Origin of the sequence: Streptomyces blastmyceticus, from assembly GCF_039521185.1 — a bacterium.
GTDB classification, from domain to species: Bacteria; Actinomycetota; Actinomycetes; order Streptomycetales; family Streptomycetaceae; genus Streptomyces; species Streptomyces blastmyceticus.
Map to the genome: position 1 here is coordinate 114,512 of NZ_BAAABW010000021.1, position 20,654 is coordinate 135,165.

Consider the following 20,654-nt stretch of genomic DNA (forward strand, 5'->3'; position numbering starts at 1 on the left):
GCGGCCTAGCGGTTCGGCTGGAACTGCGGGCCCTGCGGCGGCAACCGGAACCCGGGGTCCACCACGCTCCGCTGCTGCGGATAGCCGTACGCCGGCGGTACGGACGGCGGCACGGACGGTGGCGGGGGATACCCGTACCCCGGCTGGGGCACGGCCACGGGCGCGGGCGGGGTCGCAGGCCGGGGCTCGGCCGCCCGCGGGGCGGACTCCTCGGACTCCTCGACCGAGATGCCGAATTCCGTGGCAAGACCGACCAGCCCGGAGGCGTAGCCCTGGCCCATCGCCCGGAACTTCCAGCCCTCCCCGCGCCGGTACAGCTCGCCGCAGATCATCGCGGTCTCGGAGCCCGTCTCCGGCTGCACCTCGAAGAGCGCCACCGGCTCCCCGTCGGGCGCCCCGGCGTCGTACAGCAGCACGCACAGGTCCCGCACGAGCCCAAAGGGGCCGCCGTCCGCCGAGGCGGCCAGCACGATCCGGTCCACCGAGGGCTCCAGCGCCGCGAGGTCGGCCTCCACGGAGTCCGTGGCGCCCTCGACCAGCCGCTTCTTGGCCAGGTGGCGGACGGCGCCGGAGGGGTGGCGGGGCTGGTTGTAGAAGACGAAGTCCGCGTCCGAGCGCACGCGGCCGCCGTCGCCCACCAGCAGCGCGGAGGCATCCACGTCCGGAATGCCCGGGCCGGGGGTCCAGCGCAGCACGGCCCGTACGTTACGGGCGTCCAGCGGGATGTTCGACCCCTTCAGCATGGCGTGCGTCATGCCCGCAATCCTGCCTTCCCGTAGCGGCCGCGGACAACGCAGGGGCGGCCTGGGCCGTTCAACCATGCGGAGGGCCAGATTTTCATGCACTTGGGGAACTCTTGACCCCCTCCTGGACGTACGATAATCGGCCACGCTTTTCGCTGGACGGGCCGGCGGAAGCCGTGGCACACGGGGAGAGTAATGAGGCATTTCGAGCACCTTGCGCCCTCGGTGCGGAATGGGCTGTTCCATAGACAGCCCGCCGCCTTCGACGCGCACTCCCCGGCCGCCACGCTCGCCGTCGCCCTCGGCGCCACGCTCTACAGCCCCGCCACCCGGCCCGCCCTCGCCGAGGACGTCGTCAAGCAGGCCGAACGCGGAGTGGTCTCCATGGTCCTCTGCCTGGAGGACTCCATCGGCGACGCCGACGTGCCCCGCGCCGAGGAGAACCTCGTCCGCCAGTTCGCCCGGCTCGCCGACCTCGCCGCGACCGGCCGGAAGCTGCCCCTGCTCTTCATCCGGGTCCGCGAGCCCGACCAGATCACCGCCCTCGTCCGCCGCCTCGGCCCGGCCGGGCGGCTGCTGTCCGGCTTCGTCCTCCCGAAGTTCACCGAGGAGCGCGGCATCCCCTTCCTCGAAGAGCTCGCCGCCGCCGAAAGCGACTGCGGGCGGCGGCTGTTCGCCATGCCCGTACTCGAATCGCCCGAGCTGCTCCACCTGGAGACCCGCACCGGGACGCTCTCCGGCATCGCCCGCACCGTCGAGAAGTACCGCGACCGGGTGCTGGCCCTGCGGCTCGGTGTGACCGACTTCTGCTCGGCGTACGGACTGCGCCGCGCGCCCGACATGACCGCCTACGACGTCCAGCTAGTCGCCTCCGTCATCGCCGACGTCGTCAACGTCCTCGGCCGCGCGGACGGCAGCGGCTTCACCGTCACCGGCCCCGTCTGGGAGTACTTCAGGGCGCACGAGCGGATGTTCAAACCGCAGCTGCGCCGCACGCCCTTCGCCGGCCCCGCCGAGGAGCTGCGCACCGCGCTCATCCAGCACGACATGGACGGCCTGCTCCGGGAGATCCAGCTCGACCGGGCCAACGGCCTCCAGGGCAAGACCTGCATCCACCCCTCCCACGTCGCCCCCGTGCACGCGCTCTCCGTCGTCAGCCACGAGGAGTTCAGCGACGCCGAGGACATCCTGCGGCCCGAGCGCGAGGGCGGCGGAGTGATGCGCTCCGCCTATACGAACAAGATGAACGAAGTGAAGCCGCACCGGGCCTGGGCGGAGCGCACCATGCTCCGCGCCGAGGTCTTCGGTGTCGCGCGGGAGGACGTGAGCTTTGTGGAGCTGCTGGGCGCGAGCGTCGGGACGGCCGCGTGATGTGGTCGGGGAGCTGGGTCGAGGACCGGCTCGGCGTCGGTCTTGAGGGTGACCCCTCCCTCCGGGAGCTGCTGGGCCTGGCCCTGCGGCGCAACCCCAAGCGGGCCCACCTGCTGGTGTCCCACGTGCTCGGCAAGCACGTGCCCGTGGCGCCGTCCGCGGTCCACGGCTCGGGGGCCGGGCTCGGGCGCCGGGTCCGCGAGCTCCTCGGCGACGCCGACGCGGCGCGGGCCGTCGTCCTCGGCTACGCGGAGACGGCCACCGGCCTGGGCCACGCCGTCGCCGACGGCCTCGGCCTCGCGCCCTATCTGCACTCCACCCGGCGGCCCGTCCCGGGCGTGACCCCGGTCGGCGGCTTCGAGGAGGAGCACAGCCACGCCACGTCCCACCTGCTGCTGCCCGAGGACCCGGCGCTGCTGTCGGGCGACGGCCCGCTGATCCTCGTCGACGACGAGTTCTCCACGGGCCGCACGGTCCTCAACACGATCACCGCGCTCCACGCGCGCTTCCCGCGCGAGCGGTACGTGATCGTGGCCCTGGTCGACATGCGCGGCCCGGCCGACCGCGCGCGCCTGACCGGCTTCGCCGCGGAACTGGGCGCCCGCGTGGACGTCCTCGCCCTCGCCTCCGGCACGGTACGGCTCCCCGCCGGGGTGCTGGAACGGGGCCAGGCGCTGGTGGCGGAGCACGAGTCCGCAGGCGCCGCGCCCGCACCGCTCGGCAGGGCAGGGCACGCCACCCCGCAGCGGGTCGAGCTCGGATGGCCCGCCGGTGTGCCCGACGGCGGCCGGCACGGCTTCACCCCCGCCCACCGGTCCCGGCTGGAGGCCGCGCTGCCCGGCATGGCCGCCCGGCTCGCCGAAGCCCTCCCACGAGACGCCCGCCGCGTGCTCGTCCTCGGCAACGAGGAGCTGATGTACGCGCCGCTGCGGCTCGCCTGCGCTCTGGAGGAGGCGCTCGGCGGCTCCGCGGATCATGCGCACGGGCGCATCGGGACGGCGAGCGGCACCGCCACCGGCGTCGACGTGCGGTTCTCCACCACTACCCGGTCGCCCGTGCTCGCCGTCGACGACCCCGGCTACGCCATCCGTACGCGCATCGGCTTCCCCGCCCACGACGACCCCGCCGACGGACCCGGGCCCCGCTACGCGTACAACGTCGCGGGCGCCGGCTTCGACGCCGTCGTCGCCGTCGTCGACTCCCATGGCGACACCCCCGAACTCCACGCCCCTGGCGGCCTGTTGGATGCCCTCGCCCCGCACACCGGGCACGTCCTGCTCGCCGTCGTCCCCTCCCGCACCCCCGAGGCTGCCCCGGCCATGCCAGAACCGCTGCGCGGTCCCGCCTTCTCCTCCTACGCCCCCGAGGACGTCGGCTGGCTGCTCCAGGACCTCTCCGAGGTCACCCTCGAAGCGCCCACCGAGGAGCGCGAGGAGGCGATCCAGAGCGGCGGCGCGCACTACGCCGAGTCGCTGCCCGTCGAGTACCAGCCCAGCGCGGAGTACCAGGCGCTGTTCCGCGCCGCGCTCGACGCCTCCGCGTCCCGCATGGCGCGGGCCGTCGGCGTCGTCACCGAGACCGTGCTCGCCGAACGCTCCCCGCGCCCGGTGCTGGTCTCGCTGGCCCGCGCGGGCACCCCCGTCGGCGTGCTGATGCGCCGCTGGGCCCGGCACGCGTACGGCCTCGACCTGCCGCACTACGCCGTCTCCATCGTGCGCGGCCGCGGCATCGACCGCACGGCCCTGCGCTGGCTGGCCGCCCACCACGACCCTGCCGACGTCGTGTTCGTCGACGGCTGGACGGGCAAGGGCGCGATCACCCGCGAACTCGCCGACGCCCTGGCCGGCTTCGAGGGCTTCGACCCCCGCCTCGCGGTCCTCGCCGACCCCGGCCGCTGCGTGGAGACCTACGGCACGCGCGACGACTTCCTCATCCCCTCCGCGTGCCTCAACTCGACGGTGTCCGGCCTGATCTCGCGTACGGTCCTGCGCTCCGACCTCGTCGGCCCGCACGACTTCCACGGCGCGAAGTTCTACCGCGAGCTCGCGGGCGCCGACGTCTCGCGCGACCTGATCGAAGCCGTCGCCGCGCGCTTCCCCGACGCCCGGGAGCAGGTCGCCCTCGACGCGAAGGACATGGCCGCCGCCGACCGCACACCCACCTGGGAGGGCTGGGCCGCCGTCGAGCGCATCAGCGAGGAGTTCGGCATCCACGACGTCAACCTCGTCAAGCCCGGCGTCGGCGAGACCACGCGCGTCCTGCTGCGCCGCGTCCCGTGGAAGATCCTCGCCCGGCGGGGCGCGGGCGCGGACCTCGGCCACGTGCGGCTGCTGGCCGCCCAGCGCGGCGTCCCGGTGGAGGAGGTGGACGGCCTGCCGTACAGCTGCGTCGGCCTGATCCACCCCCGCTACACCCGCGGCGCGACCGGAGCGGACGGCACGGCGGTGGCCGCCCCGTGACCCTCCTCGTCGCCAGCGACCTCGACCGCACCCTCATCTACTCCGCCGCCGCGCTCGCCCTCGGGACGCCGGACGCGGAGGCGCCGCGCCTGCTCTGCGTCGAGGTGTACGAGAGCAGACCCCTCTCGTACATGACGGAGACCGCGGCGGGACTGCTCGCCGGCCTGGCCCGTACCGCCGCCTTCGTGCCCACCACCACCCGGACCCGCGCGCAGTACGGCCGCATCCGGCTGCCCGGCCCCGTACCGGAGTTCGCGATCTGCGCCAACGGCGGCGAGCTGCTCGTACGCGGCGAGTCCGACGCCGGCTGGCGGCGGGGTGTGGAGCGGACGCTGGCTGCCGAGTGCGCCCCGCTGGACGAGGTCCGCGCGCACCTGGTGCGCACCGCCGACCCGGCCTGGCTGCTCAAGGAGCGCACGGCCGAGGATCTTTTCGCCTACCTCGTCGTGGACCGGCCGCTGCTGCCCGGCGGCTGGGTCGAGGAACTCACCGAGTGGGCCCGCGCCCGCCGCTGGTCGGTCTCGCTCCAGGGCCGCAAGCTCTACGCCGTGCCGGAGCCGCTCACCAAGAGCGCCGCGGTCGCCGAGGTCGCCCGCCGCACGGGCGCGTCCGAGGTGCTCGCCGCCGGTGACTCCCTGCTCGACGCGGACCTGCTGCTCGCCGCCGACCGCGGCTGGCGCCCGGGCCACGGCGAACTCGCCGACGCGGGCTGGACCGCACCGCACGTGACCGCCCTGGAGACGCGGGGCGTGCTGGCCGGTGAGGAGATCCTGCGGGCGTTCGCAGGGGCGGCGTAATCTCGTCGGGAGTCCGGCCGTTGGCCGTTTCCGCCCCCGAGGAGCCTCACGTGACCGATTTCAAGGGCATCCGGATGACCCCCGAGCTGTACGAGTACGTGCTCGCCCACAACCCGCCGCTCCTCCCGTCGCAGCGGGCCCTCGTCGACATCACCCGCAGCGCGCTGCCCGGCGTCGCCGTCAAGCAGATCGCCCGGGAACAGGGCCCGTTGCTGGCCTTCCTCGTCCGGCTCACCGGCGCCCGGCACATCGTGGAGGTCGGCACCTTCACCGGCCTCTCGGCCCTGTCCATGGCCCAGGCGCTGCCCGCAGACGGCAAGTTGATCACCCTCGACATCTCCGAGGAGTGGACGGCCTACGCGCGCGACGCGTGGCATGGGGCGGGCGTCGCTGACCGCGTCGAGCTGCGGATCGGCGCCGCGCTCGACTCGCTGAAGGCCATGCCGGACGAGGCGCACATCGACCTGGCCTTCATCGACGCCGACAAGGAGGGCTACATCGACTACTGGGAGGAGCTCGTGCCGCGGCTGCGCCCCGGCGGGCTGATCGTGGCCGACAACGTCCTCTTCAGCGGGCAGGTCCTCACCCCCGGGACCTCGCGCACGGGCGCGGCGGTCGACGCGTTCAACGAGCACGTGGCCGCCGACAAGCGTATGGACTCCGTCATGCTGGCGGTCGCGGACGGCCTGACCCTCTCCCGCCGGGCCGCCTGACGGCGCGCCCCGTCAGCCGCAGCAACCGCCGCCGCAGCAGCCACCGCCACCACCGGCCCGGGGGGCGGGGGTTGCCGCGGCGGCGCCGGTGACGGCGACGGTCGACAGCAGCTTCACGGTGTCCGCGTGGCCTTCGGGGCAGGTGGCGGGGGCGGATGACTCGGCCATCGGGCGGTTGAGCTCGAAGGTGTCGCCGCAGGCTTTGCAGCGGTATTCGTAGCGAGGCATGTGCGAAGGATAACGGGCGGGTTTCCGGCCCGGTCCTGCTTCGCCCGAAGCGGCTGCGCCGCTTGTCCTTTCAGCGGCTGCGCGCTTCCCTGATGTCCTGGACCACGCGCGCCGCGGCCGTCCGTACCGCCTCCGTTTCCAGCAGGAAGTGCCACCAGTCGGGATGGCGGCCTTCGAGGCCCGCGACCGCCCGGTCCAGGCGGGCCACCGCCTCGTCCAGCGGGCGCGCGTGGCGCGGGTCCGGCGTGCTGCGGCCCGCCATGGCGAGCCGCTGCGCGTCCCGTACGGCGAAGCGGGTGCGCTCGACCTCCTTGCGGTGGTCGGACGACACCTCGTCCAGCCGCCGCAGCCGGTCACCGGCGGCGGAGACCGACTCGTCGGTGGTGTTCAGCAGGGCCCGTACGGTCGAGAGGCCGGCGAGCGCGTCCGGCCAGCGCTGTGCGTCGCGCGCGGTCTGCGCCTCCCGCAGCTTCGCCTCGGCCTGGGCGACGGCGCGCTCCGCCTCCTCGGGCACCCGCTGGAGGTCCTGCCAGCACGCGGCGCTGTAACGGCGGCGCAGCTCGCTGAGGACGGGGCCCACACCGGCGGCGCGCGTGGTGATCGCCTGGGCGCGGGTGCGCAGCGACACGAGCCGCTTGTCGAGGTCCGCGGCCTTCTGCGGCAGGCCCTCGGCCTCGCCGCGGATCACCTCGGCCTCGCGTTGCACCCGCTCGGCGCGGGCGACGGTCTCCTGTACGCCGTGCTGCCCGGCGCCCTGGTTGAGCTTGGTCAGCTCGGGGGAGAGGGCCACGAGCCGCGCGGCCAGGTCGTCGGCGCGCAGGCCCGAGGCCCGTACGGCGTCGAGCGCGTCGCTCGCGGCCAGGAGCTGCTGCCGGGCCCGCTCCACGGCGGGTGCGAGCCGTGCGAGCCGGTCCTCCGCGGACCCCAGCAGCGGCCCGAGGCCCGCCCCGAACCGCTCCAGGTCGGCCTTGACGCGCAGCAGCTCGTCCTTGGCGCGGGTCAGGTCCGTACGCGCGCGGGCCGCCGACGCGGCGTCCAGGTCGTCGCGGTCGAGGTCGTGGGAGTCGACGGCGGTGATGTAGGCGTGCGAGACCTCGTCGATGCGCTGCCCGAAGGCCGCGAAGTCGGCGGCCGCCTTGCGGGCGGCGGGCGAGGAGTCGACCGCGGTGATCGTCTCGATGGAGATCCGCAGGTCGCGCTGGGCGGTGTCCAGCTCGTAGAACGCCGCGGCCGCCGCGTCCTTAGCCGCCTGCGCGTCGGCCCGCTGCCCCTCGCCGCGGCCCCGGCCCCAGCGGCGCGTGCCGCCGCCGGCGAAGGACGCGGGCAGCGCCGCGGCGAACAGCACCACGGGAAGCAGCGCGAGCCCGGCCGTCTCCCGGGCCACGGCGGCCACCGCCGCCACGGTCCCACCGGCCCCCGGGGAGCGGAAACGGCGGCGTGCCGGTCGTACGGACTGCGCGATGGTCGCCGTCACTTGCCCTCTCCCGATGGATCGCCCCTGGCCCGGATGCCATTCTCCCACCCGCCGGGGACGAACACACCGGACGGTCAGCCCGCCGTGACGACCTTCACCTCGCCGTTGTCGCTGCGCGCGGAGACCGTGTGCCGGCTGGCGTCGTCGCGGGGAACGTCCACCTTCGTACCGCCGTTGTCGCTGTGCGCGTCGACCTTGTACGGGGCGCGGGGGAGCTCGATCCGGGTGCCGCCGTTGTCGTTGGTGGTCTCCACCCGGTCCGGGACCTGCTTCAGCGCGATCCGGATCGCCCCGTTCCCGGAGCGGGCCCTGACCTGGCGGGCCGTGCTGCCGGTGGCGGTCACGGCGCCGTTGGAGCTGGAGAGGTCGAGGGCGCCGCCGGAGTCGGCGACCCGGACCTCGCCGTTGTCGGAGGCGATCTTGAGGTCCTTGTCGAACCCGCTCGCCGTGACCCCGCCGTTCTTCTCCTTCACGGTGACCTCGACCCCGCGGGGGACCTCGATCCTGTGCTTCGAGCGGCAATCGGAGCTGATGCCCGAGCAGTGCATGCGCAGCTTCAGGGTGGACCCGTCCATCGCCCACGAGGTCTTCGAGGTCCCGCCGACGGTCCATCCGGCGAACCACCGGGTCACCTTCACGTCCTTGCCGTCGCCGGGCACCAGCTCCAGCTGCGAGTCGTCCGAGTCGACGGTCAGCTCCTGCCCGGAGAACGCGAACGCCCGGTCCTCAGGCTTGGCGTCGCCCAGGTCGGAGCTCCCGCACCCGGCCACGGCGACCCCGGCGAGCAGCACGCCACCGGCGACGAGGGACAACCGGGCGGCGGAACGCGTACGGGAACGGGCTTTCACGATGACTCCGTAAGGGCGGGTCGGGGCGCGGACGCCCATCACGCTACGGAGCGATCACCGCGCCCGGTATGAAGCCCGCTACCGGATCCAGGGTGGGGATAACCCCCGCGCCCCCTCCGCCCTGGTTTGTGAGGACCGGCCTCTTGCCATGTACTCTGTCTATTCGTTCCCGGGCGCATAGCTCAGCGGTAGAGCGCTGCTCTTACAAAGCAGATGTCGGCGGTTCAAATCCGTCTGTGCCCACCAGCGCGAAGACCCCCAGTCGATCACGGCTGGGGGTCTTCGGCATCTCCCTGGCGGTCGCCAGACCCGGCGGACCGGGCCCGAAGTCAAGACCGTCTCAACTCGGCCGCCGCATTGAAGGCCCTGGACATGCAGGCGAACCCCGAGACGGTGGTCAACCGCCTGCTGCCCAGTGATCACTCCAGGGAAATCGAGCCTGGCGGCTCTGCGAGCTGAGTCCCGGTCCTGTACGGGTTTCAGGGTCGCGAACACCACGCTGCGGCCCTGCCGTCCTGGTCCCAGGGCAGGACGCGCGCCACCGCCAGTCATGCCTGCCATGACGGCGGACCCGCCCTTGGCGTAGAAGTTCGTGCAAGTCGCTGGCGCGTTCAAGGTGAACCGGCGCAAGCTCGATCACGTCGAACGCCACTCCGGACATAGGAGGCACGGTATGGCTCTGCACAGGTTGGGCAAGGACCCCGAGAGCCCGGACGGCAAGTCGCCCACGGTGTACTACGACGACCAGACGGACAACTACGTGCTTCAGGGGTGGCGCGTCCTCGACGGGGAGAGGCTGGCCCAGATGAACATCCCCGATCATGAGACTGTAATCGAATTCCCGCGACGGATGATGCAGTTCTTCCCGGAGGTGAGCGGTGGCAGTACCGACGCTTGAGGAACTCCTGCGCCGGTGCGAGCGGTCCGCCGTCCATCTGGAGATGCGCGACGGCTACATGCGCGACGATCCGATGTTCGTAGCGTGGCAGGACGGGCACCGGGACGATCAGGGCGACCGAGAGTCGTGGTGGCGCCCATGGCTGACCCTCATCGAGGAGACCACAACCCGCGGTGTGGAGGTGCGCCGAGCCCGCGTCGTGAGTGAACCGGTCTCCGACTACGTGCAGTTCGAGTACGACGTCACATTCTCCAACGTCGCGGCAGGCGAGCAAGTTCGCTGGCTGCCTCGCCGTCGCGCCACTGACCTTGCCTTGCCGGGCAATGACTTCTGGTTGCTGGACGGCACCACGGTCATGGTCAACCACTTCGGCGGGGACGGGCAGTTCACGGGCGAGGAAGTCATCACCGAACCTGCGCTGATCAAGCTCTGCGCATCGGCTTTCGAAGCGGTGTGGGAGCGGGCGGTGCCCCACGAGGAATACCGGCCGGCCTGACCGTCACATGTCCTCATCGTCCAGCGTTCAGCAAGCCAGGCAAGCACTCGGCCAGCGCCTGCGCGAGGTCCGGAAGGATTCCGGTCTGACCGCGCGGGCGCTGGCCGCGCTCGCGGGGTGGCACGAGTCGAAGTGCTCCCGCATCGAGCATGGCCGCACCCCGCCCTCTGATGCCGATATCAGGGCCTGGACGCTGCACTGTGGGGCACAGGAGCAGGCCGCCGACCTGATCGCCACTGCTCGCAATATCGAGGGCATGTATGTGGAATGGCGGCGCACGGAGCGAACGGGACTGAAGGGCGCGCAGGAAGCCGCCCTGCCGCTCTTCGAACGAACCCGCCGCTTCCGTATGTACCAGTCATGGGTGGTCCCTGGCCTGCTACAGACAGCCGCCTACACCACAGCCGTGCTGAATACGATCGTGAACCTGCGGCAGACACCGGACGATGTAGCTGAAGCGGTGGCCGTCCGCATGGAACGGCAGCACGTTCTGCGATCAGGCCACCACAGCTTCGCCGTCCTCGTGGAGGAATGGGTGTTGCGGACCATGATCGGAGACACCGAGGTCATGGCTGGACAACTGGGGCACCTGATTTCTGTGGCTTCATTGCCGTCGGTAAGCCTGGGTGTCATCCCCATGGGCGCCCCGCGCGGTTCCGGGTGGCCGGTCGAGTCGTTCACCATGTACGACGACGACCAAGTGAACGTCGAGCTGGTCTCGGCACACTTGACGATCACCCAGCCGCGAGAGGTTCGTGACTACACGACGACGTTCAACGAACTCTCTGCCATCGCCCTGTACGGGGCCCCGGCAAGATCAATGATCACAGCGGCTATCGACTCTCTCGGGTGATCCGGCGGGCGATCACCACGCCCTCTGGCCGGTTCGGGTGCATCGTGTACGCGCGGGAGCTGACGGCCCCCGGGGAACCCTCCTGGGGCAACCGATGACGCCCCGGCCGAGCGCTGCCCGCGAGGCACTGTCCCGGGCGTTCGGCGCGCACGGCACTGACGGTGTGCTCGTGATCAGCCGGGACCTGGGCGAGACGGCCGATGGCCCCGACCCCACCACGGCACGCCAGATGTTCCCGGCCTGCGGCTGCCCCAGGTGCCGCACAGACCACCGCCCCTGCCCCGGCATCCACGTCTTACGCACTGACGAGGAGACACAGGCATGAACGGCGACGTCCCCGAGCGCCCCCAGGTCAGGGGAGGTGTCGTGTTGAGCATGGCGGGCGGCCCGCTGCCTGAGCGGTCCGGCGCGATCCGTCGAACAGCGCCCGGGCGCGGTACACATTCAGTACACATGAGGCCGCTTCGTCTGTGCCCACCAGCGGCATCCACGGATGACATCGAAGGCCCCCGGGTCACCCCCGGAAGAGGGCGGTGCCCCTGGCGTCGAGCCAGGACTGGTAGGCCGGGCTTCGCGTGGCCGCCTCCTCGTACGCCGCTTCCAGGTCGGTGAAGAGTGCGTCCAGTTCGGGGAGCGGGAGGGCGCACGCGCGGGCGGCGAGGGAGAGTTCGGCGGTCAGCGGGTCGCCGTGGAGGGGGCGGACGACCGTGCCGGGGGCCGGCTCGGCCGTGGGCTGGCAGGGGCGTACGGCCTCGCCGGAGGCGACCAGGTCCGCGGCGGTGGTGTTGTCGCGGACGTGGATCAGCCGGGGGTCGAGCCCGGTGGCGGCGAAGGCCCGGCACAGGGCGGCCCACTCGTGGTCGGCGGTCGGGTCCACGATCCAGGATTCGTCGGCGAGTTCGGCCAGCTTCACCACGGGCCGCCCGGCCGCCGGGTGCCCGGCGGCGAGGGCGACGAACTTCGGTTCGCGCGCGGTGAGCACGCGCCGCTCGACACCCGCGGGCACGGCCAGCGGGAAGCCCTCGGTCTCCTGCACGAAGGCCACGTCGAGCTGGTTGGTGGCGAGCAGTTGGAGAAGAGTGTTCGCCGATACCTCTATATGGATGGTGATATCCGCATCGGGGAACCGGGCGTGGATGCGGCGCAGCCACCCCGTCACCACCCGGCTGCCGACGCTGCCCACCCGCAGTCGCTCACCACCCGCGCCCACGGCGGCATTTCGCGCGGCCGTCACCAGGGCGGCCATCTCGGCGACGATGGGCCGCGCGCGGAGCAGGACGGTGTGGCCGAGCGGGGTGGGGCGGCTGCCCGTCTGGCCGCGGGTGAAGAGGAGGCCGCCCACGGCCCCCTCGATACGCCGGAGTTGAGTGGTCAGCGAGGGTTGTGTCATGCCGAGCTGGAGCGCGGCCTTCCGCACACTTCCGGTGTCGGCGATGGCGCAAAGCGCACGGAGGTGCCTGACCTCGAGCTCCACGGGGGGAGCATAACTGCACCTCGCACGTCACACCAGACACATCGGGGGGCAGGGTAGGTGATTGGACGGAGCTATGGCCGGTTGGCATCATCCGTACCACTGATAACTCGTCAGAGACTTCCCGGGACCAACAGTTCACCCGATGCGCCCCGGCCGACCCACCACCATTCGGTCAGGGCTCTCGGAACGAATGGAGTCCCCCACATGAATCGCTCCACCATGGTGCTCTCGGCCGCCCTCGGTCTCGGTCTGGCGGCGGCGCTGTCCGTCCCGGCCACCGCGGTGCCCGTGACCGAAGGATCGCACACCGTCACCAAGTCGTCCTACGTCGGCTCGGCGGCCGAGCAGGCGGGCAACAAGGCCTTCTTCGAGGCCGTGATGAAGTCCGCGAAGGCCAAGGCCGCCAAGTCCCCGGGCCTGCAGACCGTCACGGTCACCTACGACCCCAGCAACGCGCCCAGCTTCCAGCAGGAGATAGCGAACGCCGCGCAGATCTGGAACAGCTCCGTCCGCAACGTCCAGCTGCGGGCGGGCGGCAACGCCGACTTCTCGTACTACGAGGGCAACGACTCCCGCGGCTCCTACGCCCAGACCGACGGCCACGGGCGCGGCTACATCTTCCTCGACTACCAGCAGAACCAGCAGTACGACTCCACCCGCGTCACCGCGCACGAGACCGGGCACGTCCTCGGCCTGCCCGACCACTACCAGGGCCCGTGCAGCGAGTTGATGTCCGGTGGCGGCCCCGGCCCGTCCTGCACCAACCCCTACCCGAACTCGCAGGAGAGAAGCCGGGTCAACGCCCTGTGGGCCAACGGCCTGACGGCCTTCGACAAGGACGCCTTCACCAAGGTCCACTGATCGTCCGGGGTCCGGTGACCTCCGACACATGATCATCCAGCGGTCCGGCTCCCCCGTGGAGCCGGGCCGCTGTGCCCTTCCCGGGCGCCGCCCGCCCGCGAAGGGCGCATACTGAGGACAATGACGAAGCCAGCAGCGCACCGACGGTTCCTGCCCACCAGCCCCTTCAATGCTCCCGTCGCCCCAGCCCCGGTGAAGCGGTTCACCGTGGGGGACCGGGTGACCCACGACCGCTACGGCCTCGGCCGGGTCATCGGTGTCGAGGAGGACGTCGCCGTGCTCGTCGACTTCGCCTCCCGCCAGGAGCGCATCCCCGGCCCGTACACCAAGCTCACCAAGCTGTGAGCGCGAGTACGGCCGCCTTTGCGTACCCGCCCGCATAGGACGCGGCCGGGACGCCTTCGAGGCGGCCGCCGACGCGCTGCTGTCCTGGGGCATGCACCGGGCGATGCCGGGAGTGCGGATCACCGCCGCACCGCCGGCATCGCCCGGCGCCAGCGCGCCCGAGTCCCTGGCCGTCGGGTCATAAGGACGCTCATACGGATGCGGAATGCGGGCCTCGGCCCGGCGCCCTGGCCGGGTACGGCCGGAGCCGTAGCGGGCCCTACTGTGCCTGTGCCTCGCGGTGGCGGGGGTGCTTCATGACGAACGCCGCGCCCAGCCCGGCCGCGAAGAGGGCGAAGAAGGAGACGGCCGTGCCCAGCCAGCTGGCTCCCAGCCACTGGCCGCCGAAGTAGCCGAGGCTCACGCTGTACGCGGCCCAGGTCAGACCCGCCAGCGCCGACCAGGGCAGGAACTCCGCCACCCTGCGGTGCATGACCCCCGCGCCGAGGCTGACGACCGACCGCCCGGCGGGCGCGAAACGCGCCACGACCACGAGCGGACCGCCGCCGCGCAGCAGTGCCGTGCCGAGCTTGGCCTGGGCGGCGGTGAGGCGGCGGGAGCGGGCGATGGCGCGGTCGAAGCGGTCGCCGCCGCGCCACGCGAGGCGGTAGGCGACCATGTCGCCGAGCACGGAGGCGGTCGCCGCGCACATCACGAGTGCGAACATCTCGGGGAAGCCCGCGTGACCCCGGGCGGCGTCACCGACCGCGTCGGCGGCGGAGCCCGCGGCCGTGGTGGCGGCGGTGATCACCAGCACGCCGCTGGGCAGCACGGGAAGAAAGACGTCGAGGAGCACGGACAGCCCGACGATCACATAGATCCATGGGGTGTCGGCCAACGACCCCAACTGCTCCAGCACGTCCTGATCTCCCGGTACGGTCCCCCGCCGCGACGTCGCAGGGAGCGGCAGGGGCGGCCTTCACAACCGCACAGCGTACGCCTGGGGCTCCTGTGACATGTGCGCGGGGCCGGTGATGTTGTTTGAATCACGTGCCGGAGTTGTGCCGGTGTGTGCCGAACGGAAGGCGACCCGGGGGCCCGGCGGCGAGGCCGGACCCCCGGACGGATCACTGCTCGCGGCGGAAGAGGCGGTCCAGGGAGACCGCGCCGGGGCCGGTGAAGACGATCAGCAGGAACGCCCACGCGAACATCGCGGACGCCTCGCCGCCGTTCTGGATCGGCCACAGGGCCGTGCTCTGGTGCACGTTGAAGTACGCGTACGCCATCGAGCCGGAGGAGATCAGGGCCGCGCTGCGGGTGCCGACGCCCAGCAGTACGAGGATGCCGCCGACGAGCTGGATGACGGCCGCGTACCAGCCGGGCCAGGTGCCGGCCGCGATCGTGCCGCCGTGGCTGCCCGCGGCACCGCCGAGGATGCCGAACAGGGACGCCGCGCCGTGGCAGGCGAAGAGCAGGCCGACCACGGCGCGGAACGCCGAGAGGACGTACGGCCGGGCGGCGTCGAGCCGCTCGGTGAGCGTGATGGCCTGGGCCGTGCCGCCGGCGGCGGAAGTCGTGGCCGAGGGGGACGGAGCGGTCGTGGGGGGCATGGGGAGTGCTCCTCGTGTCGGGGACAGGAAACGACGAGGGGTACAGGTTAGGTTCGCCTAATCGTTACTTGCAAGTTCAAGCTCTTGATTCGTTGTGCCCGAGGGCAACCCGCAACACGTGCGCAACACGGCCCGCGCCACCGCGTCGGCGTCCGCCAGCGTCACCGAATTCACACCCGGGCGGGCGCCCGCGGCCGTCACCCAGCGCACCCCCTCCGTCGGCACGCCCACCGCGAACCGCCGCGGATGCGCCCGTCCCCGCGCGTCGACCAGCCGGTACGGGCTCGGCGTGACGTCCAGCCCGCCCGTCACATGGCCGTCCACCCGGTGCGCCCGGCACTGCCCCGTCCGCAGCAGGCCGGCCAGCAGCGCGTCCCCGGTGCGCCGCACGTCCGGCGCCGGCAGGCGCGCCTCGACGACCGTCGTCACGGACACCGCGGAGCCGGGCACCGCCACCGACCGCGCACCGAACCCCGGCCCGCCGCCGGGAGCCCCCGTCGTCACCTCCAGGCCCGGCCCCAGCACCTCCAGCACGCCCGCCTCGATCAGCGCGGCCGTCTCCTCGATCCGGCGGCGGGGCGGGCCGATCGACAGGAACGCGTTCAGCGGCGTGTACCAGCCGTCGAGGTGCTCCCGGTGCGAGGCGCCCGTGAGCCCTCCGTGGTCGACGATCTGCCGCAGCTCGTTGCGCAGGTCGCGCAGCACGTCCAGGGCCGCCTTGACCGGGTCGCGGACATTGCCGCCGCGTGCCCGTTCGGCGTCCCGGCGCAGATGCGCCAGCAGCCAGGCGCGGAAGTCCGCGGGCCCCTCGAAGCGCCGCCCGCCGTACGGACGGGCCACCGCCGCCCAGTCCCAGCGGTCGGCGGGCCCGATGCCGAAGCCGTCGAGCACCTCCCGTACGCCCTGCGGATCCCGGGCGAGCGCCGCCGCGAGGAAGCGGTCGCGGAACCGGGCGACCGGCAGCCCCCTGCCCGCGAGCAGTGTCGCGTAGTGCACCGCCTCGACCTCGGCGGCTACCAGCGGCCACACCTCGCCCAGGAAGTCCGGTGCGGCGCCGGACGCCGCGCGCTTGCGGAACCCGTCGACGACCTCCGGCGTCAGCAGCAGCGGGGTGTGCCGGGTGTACGGGCCCTTCTGGTTGTCGCCGCGCGCCTGGTACGGCACGCCGCGCCGCGACCCCGCGTACAGCCGCGGCTCCCGCCCCGACGGGCGGTAGACGAGCCCGCCGCCGCGCGGGGCGAAGCTCCCGCCGCGGCCGGTGGTGAGCAGGGCGAGGTGGTCGAAGAAGTTCAGCCCCAGGCCGCGCAGGAGGACCGCCTCGCCGGGGGACACCCCGCCGAGATCCACGTCCGCGGGGTTGGCGGGCGGGACGTGACGCAGGCCGTGGCGGGTCGCGTACGCCGACAGGCGGGCCTCCTCCCCGGTCGCGACCGCCGGCAGATGCCCCTGGGCGAGGACCACGGCCGAGAGCCCGCGCAGCGTGCGGCCGGTGTCGAGGGTGAGCGCCTGGAGCGGCGGCCACTCCTCCGCCGGGTCCTCCGTCAGGCATACGGCCCTCGCCCGGTGCGTCAGGACCACCACGTTCTCCGGCGCCGTCCGCACCGTCCTCGCGAAGGCCCACGCCAGATAGCGCCCGTAGCACGCCCGCGTCGGATAGTCGTCCGGCCCGACGGCCCCGCCCGCCCACTCGTGCAGGCTCGGCCCCGGCCGCACCGGCCCCGCGCACTCCACGCTCGCGTCGGTGAACACCGTGACCTGCGAGGCCACGGTGTTCATCAGCAGCCCCGCGGGCTGGTCGGCTCGCCAGACGCTCCCCGCCCCCGGCGGCGCGGGGTCCACCACGTGCACGGTCAGCCGGGCGCGCGGGGCGAGTTCGGGCACCGAGGCGCAGATCCGCTCCAGCACGCCGGTGCCCCGGGGGCCCGCGCCGACGACGGCTATCGCATGGTGCGCCACGGTGCTCTCCCGGGGGCCGAGGGCGAGAAGATCGGCCCATCATGGCCTCGGGGTGCGGCCCGTCGAACGGATTCCTCAATTCACCGGAACCGGGTCCGTGTGTAGTGGTTGACTTCCCCCTTACGAGTGAACCGTGCGTGGTGCCGCGCGGGGTGGGGAAGTCCTCGGTCTGTCCCTCAACTTCCCTGCGCTGAAAAGGAGTCCGCATGCGGCGACTCATCGCTGTCGTCCACGGGGTCGCGGCATGGTTCGGCTTCTCGGCGCGGTCGTGAGGGCGGATCCGCGCCGGAAACCTCCCGTCAGCAGCCGTTGAGCACGCGCTCCATCGCGCCCTTCTCGGCCGAGTCCACGCTCAGCTTGTAGTAGTGCTTCACCGTCACCCACATCTCCACGTACGTGCACCCGTAGGACTTCAGCGGCGGCATCCACTGCGCCGGGTCCTTGTCGCCCTTCGCCTGGTTCACGCGGTCCGTGACCGCGATGAGCTGAGGCCGGGTCAGGTCGTTGGCGAAGGCCTGTCGCTGGGCGGTGGTCCACTTGTCGGCGCCCGAGCGCCACGCCTGCGCGAGCGGCACGATGTGGTCGATGTCGAGGCTCTGCGCGTCGGTCCACGTCGCGCCGTCGTACGCGGAGGTCCAGGTGCCGGACACCGCCGCGCACTTGGCGTCCTGTTTCACGTTCTCGCCGTCGCGCTTGAGGACGACCTCACGGGTGTTGCACTGTCCGGACTGTGTGATCCAGTGCGGGAACTTCGCGCGGCTGTAGCCGTCCATGGACCCTTCGGGCTGGACGGTGAGCTCGCCCAGGTACGTACGGGCCGTCGCCGCGTCGGCCGGTGCGGGCGGGGCGGCCTGTGCGGCGGGTCCGCTGAGGACGAGCGAGCCGACGAGCGCGGCGAGCCCGCCCGCGACGGCCGCACGACGCGCGTAGACGTTCCGCAGGGAAGTGGGGATGCGCATTCCGGGCATGGGAACTCCCTTGAGGTGGGGGTGGCCGGTGAGGTGCGGCCAGGATGTCGACGGCCGGTGTCCGGGGGGTGTTGGCCAGGTAACAGCGTGACGACGCGGCCATGTCAAAGCAAGGGGTTGCGAACGTGAAGTTCGCCCTGACGGTGCGCCATGCACGGGAGCCCGAAGGCGAGTTCACCCGGGTCAGGGGCCGGACGGCGGACCCGTACCGCCCGCCGTCGCGGGTGCGTACGGCCCGACCACCCGGCACGGCCTAGGGTGGCCGCGTGCTCGCCGCCGCCGCTCTCCTGCCCGTCAACGCCACCCTCGGGGTGGTCCTCGCCGTCCTGCTCGTCGCCGCCGTGGGCGTTGCCGCCCTCGCCCGGCTGGCCGACGGGCGGGAGCGCGGCTACGCCCGCGCGATCGCCGTCGCCGGACTGCGCGCCGCCGTCCAACTGGCCGCCGTCTCCGCCCTGATCGGCTGGGTCGTCCACGCGCTGCCGCTGCTCCTGTGCTTCGTCCTGCTGATGTTCGCCGTGGCCGTACGGACGGCCGGGCGTCGCATCACGGACAACGGCACCTGGTGGTGGGCGGCCGCGCCGATCGGCGTGGGCGTGCTGCCGGTGGTCGTGGTGCTGCTGCTCACCGGGCTCGTCCCGCTCAAGGGCATCGCCCTGATCCCGATCACGGGCATCCTCATCGGCGGCGCGCTGACGGCCACCGTCCTCGCGGGCCGCCGCGCGCTGGACGAGCTGCGCACCCGGCACGGCGAGGTCGAGGCCGGCATGGCCCTCGGCCTGCTCGACCGCGAGGCGCGGCTGGAGATCGCCCGCCCGGCGGCCTCCGACGCCCTGCTGCCGGGCCTGGACCAGACGCGCACCGTGGGTCTGGTCACACTTCCCGGCGCGTTCGTGGGCATGCTGCTGGGCGGGGCCTCGCCGACGCTCGCGGGGGCGGTGCAGCTGTTCGTCCTGGTCGCCCTGATGGCCGTGCAGGCGGTGGCGGTCGCCGTCACGCTGGAACTGATCGCGCGGGGGAGGCTGCACCGGGACGGGGGCCGGAGCGAGGGCCGGGGCGGTCGCCGGTGGCCCGGCTTCAGGCGATCACGTACCCTGAACGGAGCAGAAGGGGAGTAGCTCTTCGCCGGACCGTCGACATACTGCTGGGTTCATCCCAGCCGGCGCCCGGAGGCAGACGGGAAATCTTCCGTAGGCCAGCGAGACCTTCGGCCGCAGTGTCCATGACGCTGCCGTGCCGAAGCGACCCCTGAATTCCCGCAGGTCTCTCGGTACGGCAGTCCGAACCGATCGAGGAATCGCCCTGTGTTCAGCTTCACCGTCGCCGCCCTGGTCTTCGGCGTGATCTTCCTTGCCGAGCTCCCCGACAAGACGGCCCTCGCCTCCTTGATGCTCGGCACCCGCTACCGCGCCTCGTACGTCTTCGCGGGCGTCGCCGCCGCCTTCCTCGTCCACGTCGTCCTGGCCATCGCCGCGGGCAGCCTGCTGACCCTCCTCCCGCACCGGATCCTCCAGGTGATCGTCGGCCTCGCCTTCCTCGCGGGCGCGGCCGTCCTCCTCTTCAAGAAGGACGACGACGAGGAGGAGATCGCCAAGCCCGCCGACCAGTCCTTCTGGAAGGTCTCCGGCGCGGGCTTCATGCTGATCCTCGTCGCGGAGTTCGGCGACCTCACCCAGATCATGACCGCGAACCTCGCCGCCCGCTACGACGACCCCGTCTCGGTCGGCATCGGCGCGACGCTGGGCCTGTGGGCGGTGGCGGGCCTGGGCATCGTGGGCGGCCGCACGTTGATGAAGTACGTACCGCTGGCACTGATCACGAAGGTCGCGGCGCTGGTGATGCTGGCGCTGGCGGGGTTCAGCCTTTATGAGGCGGCGGTGGGGTGATCCGCTCAGCCCTCGCCGAGGAGATTGGTGATCAGCTTCCGCAGCCGCCCCTCACGGACGACCGCCACGCCGTGGACGAGCTGGGCGCCGTAGACGACGGCCGTCCCGGCGGGCGGCGCGCTGGTCCAGCGGGTGCGGGGGACGCCGCTCAGCGCGGCGGTGGCCTCGGGCCCGGCGTGGTGCGATATCTCGCGGGCGAAGCGCGTGCCGGGCACGAAGCTGCTGCCCGGCCCCGCGACGCGCTCGGTCCACAGCGCGTCGGAGGAGGCCGTCTCGACGTAGAACTCCCCTCCGCGTTCGGCCTCTTGGAGGTGAAAGGCGACGCGCGCGACCCGCTGCGGCCGCGCGTCGGGCTCGCCCACGCCGTGGAGGTGCGGCTCGATGCTGTCCCCAGGGCCGAGGTCGTGGTAGTCCCACGGCGTGGCGCCGGCCACGGACGGGAACACCCGGCGTATGGCGGGCAGCGCCCGTTCGATGCCGACGGCCAGGATCTCCTGGACCTCCTCGGGCGCGACCAGGCCGTCGCTGGGCCGGGCGGGCGCCCAGCCGGTGGCCACGAGGTGCTCGTCCAGGAGCTTGGTGAGCCGGTCGCTCTCGTCGGGGGTGAGGAAGCCTTCGACGGTGTGCACAGCCAGGGTCTCGGTCATGTGGATCACGGTTGGACTCCTCTCGTCGCGCGCGTCATTCGCGGAGAACGG

General features: G+C 72.6%; 22 protein-coding genes and 1 tRNA gene. 13 read left to right on the plus strand and 10 right to left on the minus strand.

From position 1 onward, the window contains the following. Positions 1-5: 5 nt before the first annotated feature. Complete coding sequence (locus tag ABD269_RS19250) at positions 6-755, minus strand: TerD family protein (RefSeq protein WP_344119387.1); 750 nt, start codon at positions 753-755, stop codon at positions 6-8. A gap of 183 nt (positions 756-938) precedes the next feature. On the opposite strand from ABD269_RS19250, the gene ABD269_RS19255 reads away from it, so the two are divergent. The 4 genes from ABD269_RS19255 (at position 939) to ABD269_RS19270 (ending at position 6,083) form a co-directional block, all read left to right on the plus strand. Next, the gene (locus ABD269_RS19255; RefSeq protein ID WP_344119388.1) at positions 939-2,114 is read left to right on the plus strand and encodes an HpcH/HpaI aldolase/citrate lyase family protein; all 1,176 of its coding nucleotides are present in this window, start codon (positions 939-941) and stop codon (positions 2,112-2,114) included. Beyond that, entirely contained in the window at positions 2,114-4,573 is a 2,460-nt protein-coding gene (locus ABD269_RS19260) for a phosphoribosyltransferase (protein WP_344119512.1), read from the plus strand. Before ABD269_RS19255 ends, ABD269_RS19260 begins: the two co-directional genes overlap by 1 nt. Continuing rightward, positions 4,570-5,370, plus strand: coding sequence for an HAD family hydrolase (locus ABD269_RS19265; protein WP_344119390.1), 801 nt, complete (start codon positions 4,570-4,572; stop codon positions 5,368-5,370). The genes ABD269_RS19260 and ABD269_RS19265 overlap by 4 nt, the downstream gene beginning before the upstream one ends. A 74-nt stretch (positions 5,371-5,444) precedes the next feature. Beyond that, complete coding sequence (locus ABD269_RS19270; RefSeq protein WP_344119514.1) at positions 5,445-6,083, plus strand: O-methyltransferase; 639 nt, start codon at positions 5,445-5,447, stop codon at positions 6,081-6,083. Positions 6,084-6,095: 12 nt separating this feature from the next. Here ABD269_RS19270 and ABD269_RS19275 read toward each other — a convergent pair whose 3' ends face one another. From ABD269_RS19275 to ABD269_RS19285, 3 genes are all read right to left on the minus strand, one after another. Beyond that, a complete protein-coding gene (locus ABD269_RS19275) occupies positions 6,096-6,311 on the minus strand; it encodes an FmdB family zinc ribbon protein (protein WP_301887673.1) in 216 nt (71 codons plus the stop codon). A gap of 70 nt (positions 6,312-6,381) precedes the next feature. Continuing rightward, positions 6,382-7,695 carry a hypothetical protein gene (locus ABD269_RS19280; RefSeq protein ID WP_425572931.1) on the minus strand — a complete coding sequence of 438 codons (1,314 nt, stop codon included), beginning with the start codon at positions 7,693-7,695 and terminating at the stop codon, positions 6,382-6,384. A 164-nt stretch (positions 7,696-7,859) separates the two neighbouring features. Continuing rightward, positions 7,860-8,633 carry a DUF4097 family beta strand repeat-containing protein gene (locus tag ABD269_RS19285; protein WP_344119392.1) on the minus strand — a complete coding sequence of 258 codons (774 nt, stop codon included), beginning with the start codon at positions 8,631-8,633 and terminating at the stop codon, positions 7,860-7,862. Between the two features lie 171 nt (positions 8,634-8,804). On the opposite strand from ABD269_RS19285, the gene ABD269_RS19290 reads away from it, so the two are divergent. The 4 genes from ABD269_RS19290 to ABD269_RS19305 all read left to right on the plus strand — a co-directional run bounded on the left by ABD269_RS19290 (position 8,805) and on the right by ABD269_RS19305 (position 10,880). Continuing rightward, positions 8,805-8,879, plus strand: a tRNA-Val gene (locus ABD269_RS19290). A 427-nt stretch (positions 8,880-9,306) separates the two neighbouring features. Continuing rightward, positions 9,307-9,531, plus strand: a complete 225-nt coding sequence (locus ABD269_RS19295) for a hypothetical protein (protein ID WP_344119394.1) — start codon at positions 9,307-9,309, stop codon at positions 9,529-9,531. 43 nt (positions 9,532-9,574) lie between these two features. Next, complete coding sequence (locus ABD269_RS19300) at positions 9,575-10,027, plus strand: DUF6879 family protein (RefSeq protein ID WP_344119518.1); 453 nt, start codon at positions 9,575-9,577, stop codon at positions 10,025-10,027. A gap of 7 nt (positions 10,028-10,034) precedes the next feature. Continuing rightward, entirely contained in the window at positions 10,035-10,880 is an 846-nt protein-coding gene (locus ABD269_RS19305) for a helix-turn-helix domain-containing protein (protein ID WP_344119396.1), read from the plus strand. 514 nt (positions 10,881-11,394) lie between these two features. Here the strand turns inward: ABD269_RS19305 and ABD269_RS19310 are convergent. After that, positions 11,395-12,354, minus strand: a complete 960-nt coding sequence (locus ABD269_RS19310) for a LysR family transcriptional regulator (protein WP_344119398.1) — start codon at positions 12,352-12,354, stop codon at positions 11,395-11,397. A gap of 204 nt (positions 12,355-12,558) precedes the next feature. On the opposite strand from ABD269_RS19310, the gene snpA reads away from it, so the two are divergent. The 3 genes from snpA to ABD269_RS19325 all read left to right on the plus strand — a co-directional run bounded on the left by snpA (position 12,559) and on the right by ABD269_RS19325 (position 13,744). Then, the gene (gene snpA / locus ABD269_RS19315) at positions 12,559-13,215 is read left to right on the plus strand and encodes a snapalysin (protein WP_301887678.1); all 657 of its coding nucleotides are present in this window, start codon (positions 12,559-12,561) and stop codon (positions 13,213-13,215) included. Positions 13,216-13,335: 120 nt separating this feature from the next. Further along, complete coding sequence (locus ABD269_RS19320; protein ID WP_116211464.1) at positions 13,336-13,560, plus strand: hypothetical protein; 225 nt, start codon at positions 13,336-13,338, stop codon at positions 13,558-13,560. Beyond that, a complete protein-coding gene (locus ABD269_RS19325; RefSeq protein ID WP_344119401.1) occupies positions 13,472-13,744 on the plus strand; it encodes a DUF1990 family protein in 273 nt (90 codons plus the stop codon). Before ABD269_RS19320 ends, ABD269_RS19325 begins: the two co-directional genes overlap by 89 nt. A 75-nt stretch (positions 13,745-13,819) precedes the next feature. Here the strand turns inward: ABD269_RS19325 and ABD269_RS19330 are convergent, their stop codons facing one another. From ABD269_RS19330 to ABD269_RS19345, 4 genes are all read right to left on the minus strand, one after another. Beyond that, positions 13,820-14,458, minus strand: coding sequence for a DedA family protein (locus tag ABD269_RS19330; RefSeq protein WP_301887679.1), 639 nt, complete (start codon positions 14,456-14,458; stop codon positions 13,820-13,822). A gap of 208 nt (positions 14,459-14,666) precedes the next feature. Beyond that, positions 14,667-15,149: a DoxX family protein gene (locus ABD269_RS19335; RefSeq protein WP_301887680.1), complete on the minus strand. Its 483-nt coding sequence runs from the start codon at positions 15,147-15,149 to the stop codon at positions 14,667-14,669. A gap of 57 nt (positions 15,150-15,206) precedes the next feature. Next, the gene (locus ABD269_RS19340) at positions 15,207-17,105 is read right to left on the minus strand and encodes an FAD/NAD(P)-binding protein (RefSeq protein ID WP_344119405.1); all 1,899 of its coding nucleotides are present in this window, start codon (positions 17,103-17,105) and stop codon (positions 15,207-15,209) included. 299 nt (positions 17,106-17,404) lie between these two features. Continuing rightward, entirely contained in the window at positions 17,405-18,046 is a 642-nt protein-coding gene (locus ABD269_RS19345; protein ID WP_344119520.1) for an HNH endonuclease family protein, read from the minus strand. A gap of 293 nt (positions 18,047-18,339) precedes the next feature. On the opposite strand from ABD269_RS19345, the gene ABD269_RS19350 reads away from it, so the two are divergent. After that, a complete protein-coding gene (locus ABD269_RS19350) occupies positions 18,340-19,188 on the plus strand; it encodes an ABC transporter permease (protein ID WP_344119407.1) in 849 nt (282 codons plus the stop codon). A gap of 186 nt (positions 19,189-19,374) precedes the next feature. Further along, a complete protein-coding gene (locus ABD269_RS19355; RefSeq protein WP_344119408.1) occupies positions 19,375-19,956 on the plus strand; it encodes a TMEM165/GDT1 family protein in 582 nt (193 codons plus the stop codon). Between the two features lie 5 nt (positions 19,957-19,961). Here ABD269_RS19355 and ABD269_RS19360 read toward each other — a convergent pair whose 3' ends face one another. Further along, on the minus strand, positions 19,962-20,603 hold the full coding sequence (locus ABD269_RS19360; protein ID WP_344119409.1) for a hypothetical protein: 642 nt from the start codon (positions 20,601-20,603) through the stop codon (positions 19,962-19,964). Positions 20,604-20,654 lie beyond the last annotated feature (51 nt).

What these genes read in the sequence shown, in the direction of transcription:
- ABD269_RS19250 (WP_344119387.1), bottom strand. Translation starts at nt 755, where the DNA reads ATGACGCACGCCATGCTGAAGGGGTCGAACATCCCGCTGGACGCCCGT.
- ABD269_RS19255 (WP_344119388.1), top strand. Translation starts at nt 939, where the DNA reads ATGAGGCATTTCGAGCACCTTGCGCCCTCGGTGCGGAATGGGCTGTTC.
- ABD269_RS19260 (WP_344119512.1), top strand. Translation starts at nt 2,114, where the DNA reads ATGTGGTCGGGGAGCTGGGTCGAGGACCGGCTCGGCGTCGGTCTTGAG.
- ABD269_RS19270 (WP_344119514.1), top strand. Translation starts at nt 5,445, where the DNA reads ATGACCCCCGAGCTGTACGAGTACGTGCTCGCCCACAACCCGCCGCTC.
- ABD269_RS19275 (WP_301887673.1), bottom strand. Translation starts at nt 6,311, where the DNA reads ATGCCTCGCTACGAATACCGCTGCAAAGCCTGCGGCGACACCTTCGAG.
- ABD269_RS19295 (WP_344119394.1), top strand. Translation starts at nt 9,307, where the DNA reads ATGGCTCTGCACAGGTTGGGCAAGGACCCCGAGAGCCCGGACGGCAAG.
- ABD269_RS19300 (WP_344119518.1), top strand. Translation starts at nt 9,575, where the DNA reads ATGCGCGACGGCTACATGCGCGACGATCCGATGTTCGTAGCGTGGCAG.
- ABD269_RS19305 (WP_344119396.1), top strand. Translation starts at nt 10,035, where the DNA reads ATGTCCTCATCGTCCAGCGTTCAGCAAGCCAGGCAAGCACTCGGCCAG.
- snpA (WP_301887678.1), top strand. Translation starts at nt 12,559, where the DNA reads ATGAATCGCTCCACCATGGTGCTCTCGGCCGCCCTCGGTCTCGGTCTG.
- ABD269_RS19320 (WP_116211464.1), top strand. Translation starts at nt 13,336, where the DNA reads ATGACGAAGCCAGCAGCGCACCGACGGTTCCTGCCCACCAGCCCCTTC.
- ABD269_RS19335 (WP_301887680.1), bottom strand. Translation starts at nt 15,149, where the DNA reads ATGCCCCCCACGACCGCTCCGTCCCCCTCGGCCACGACTTCCGCCGCC.
- ABD269_RS19360 (WP_344119409.1), bottom strand. Translation starts at nt 20,603, where the DNA reads ATGACCGAGACCCTGGCTGTGCACACCGTCGAAGGCTTCCTCACCCCC.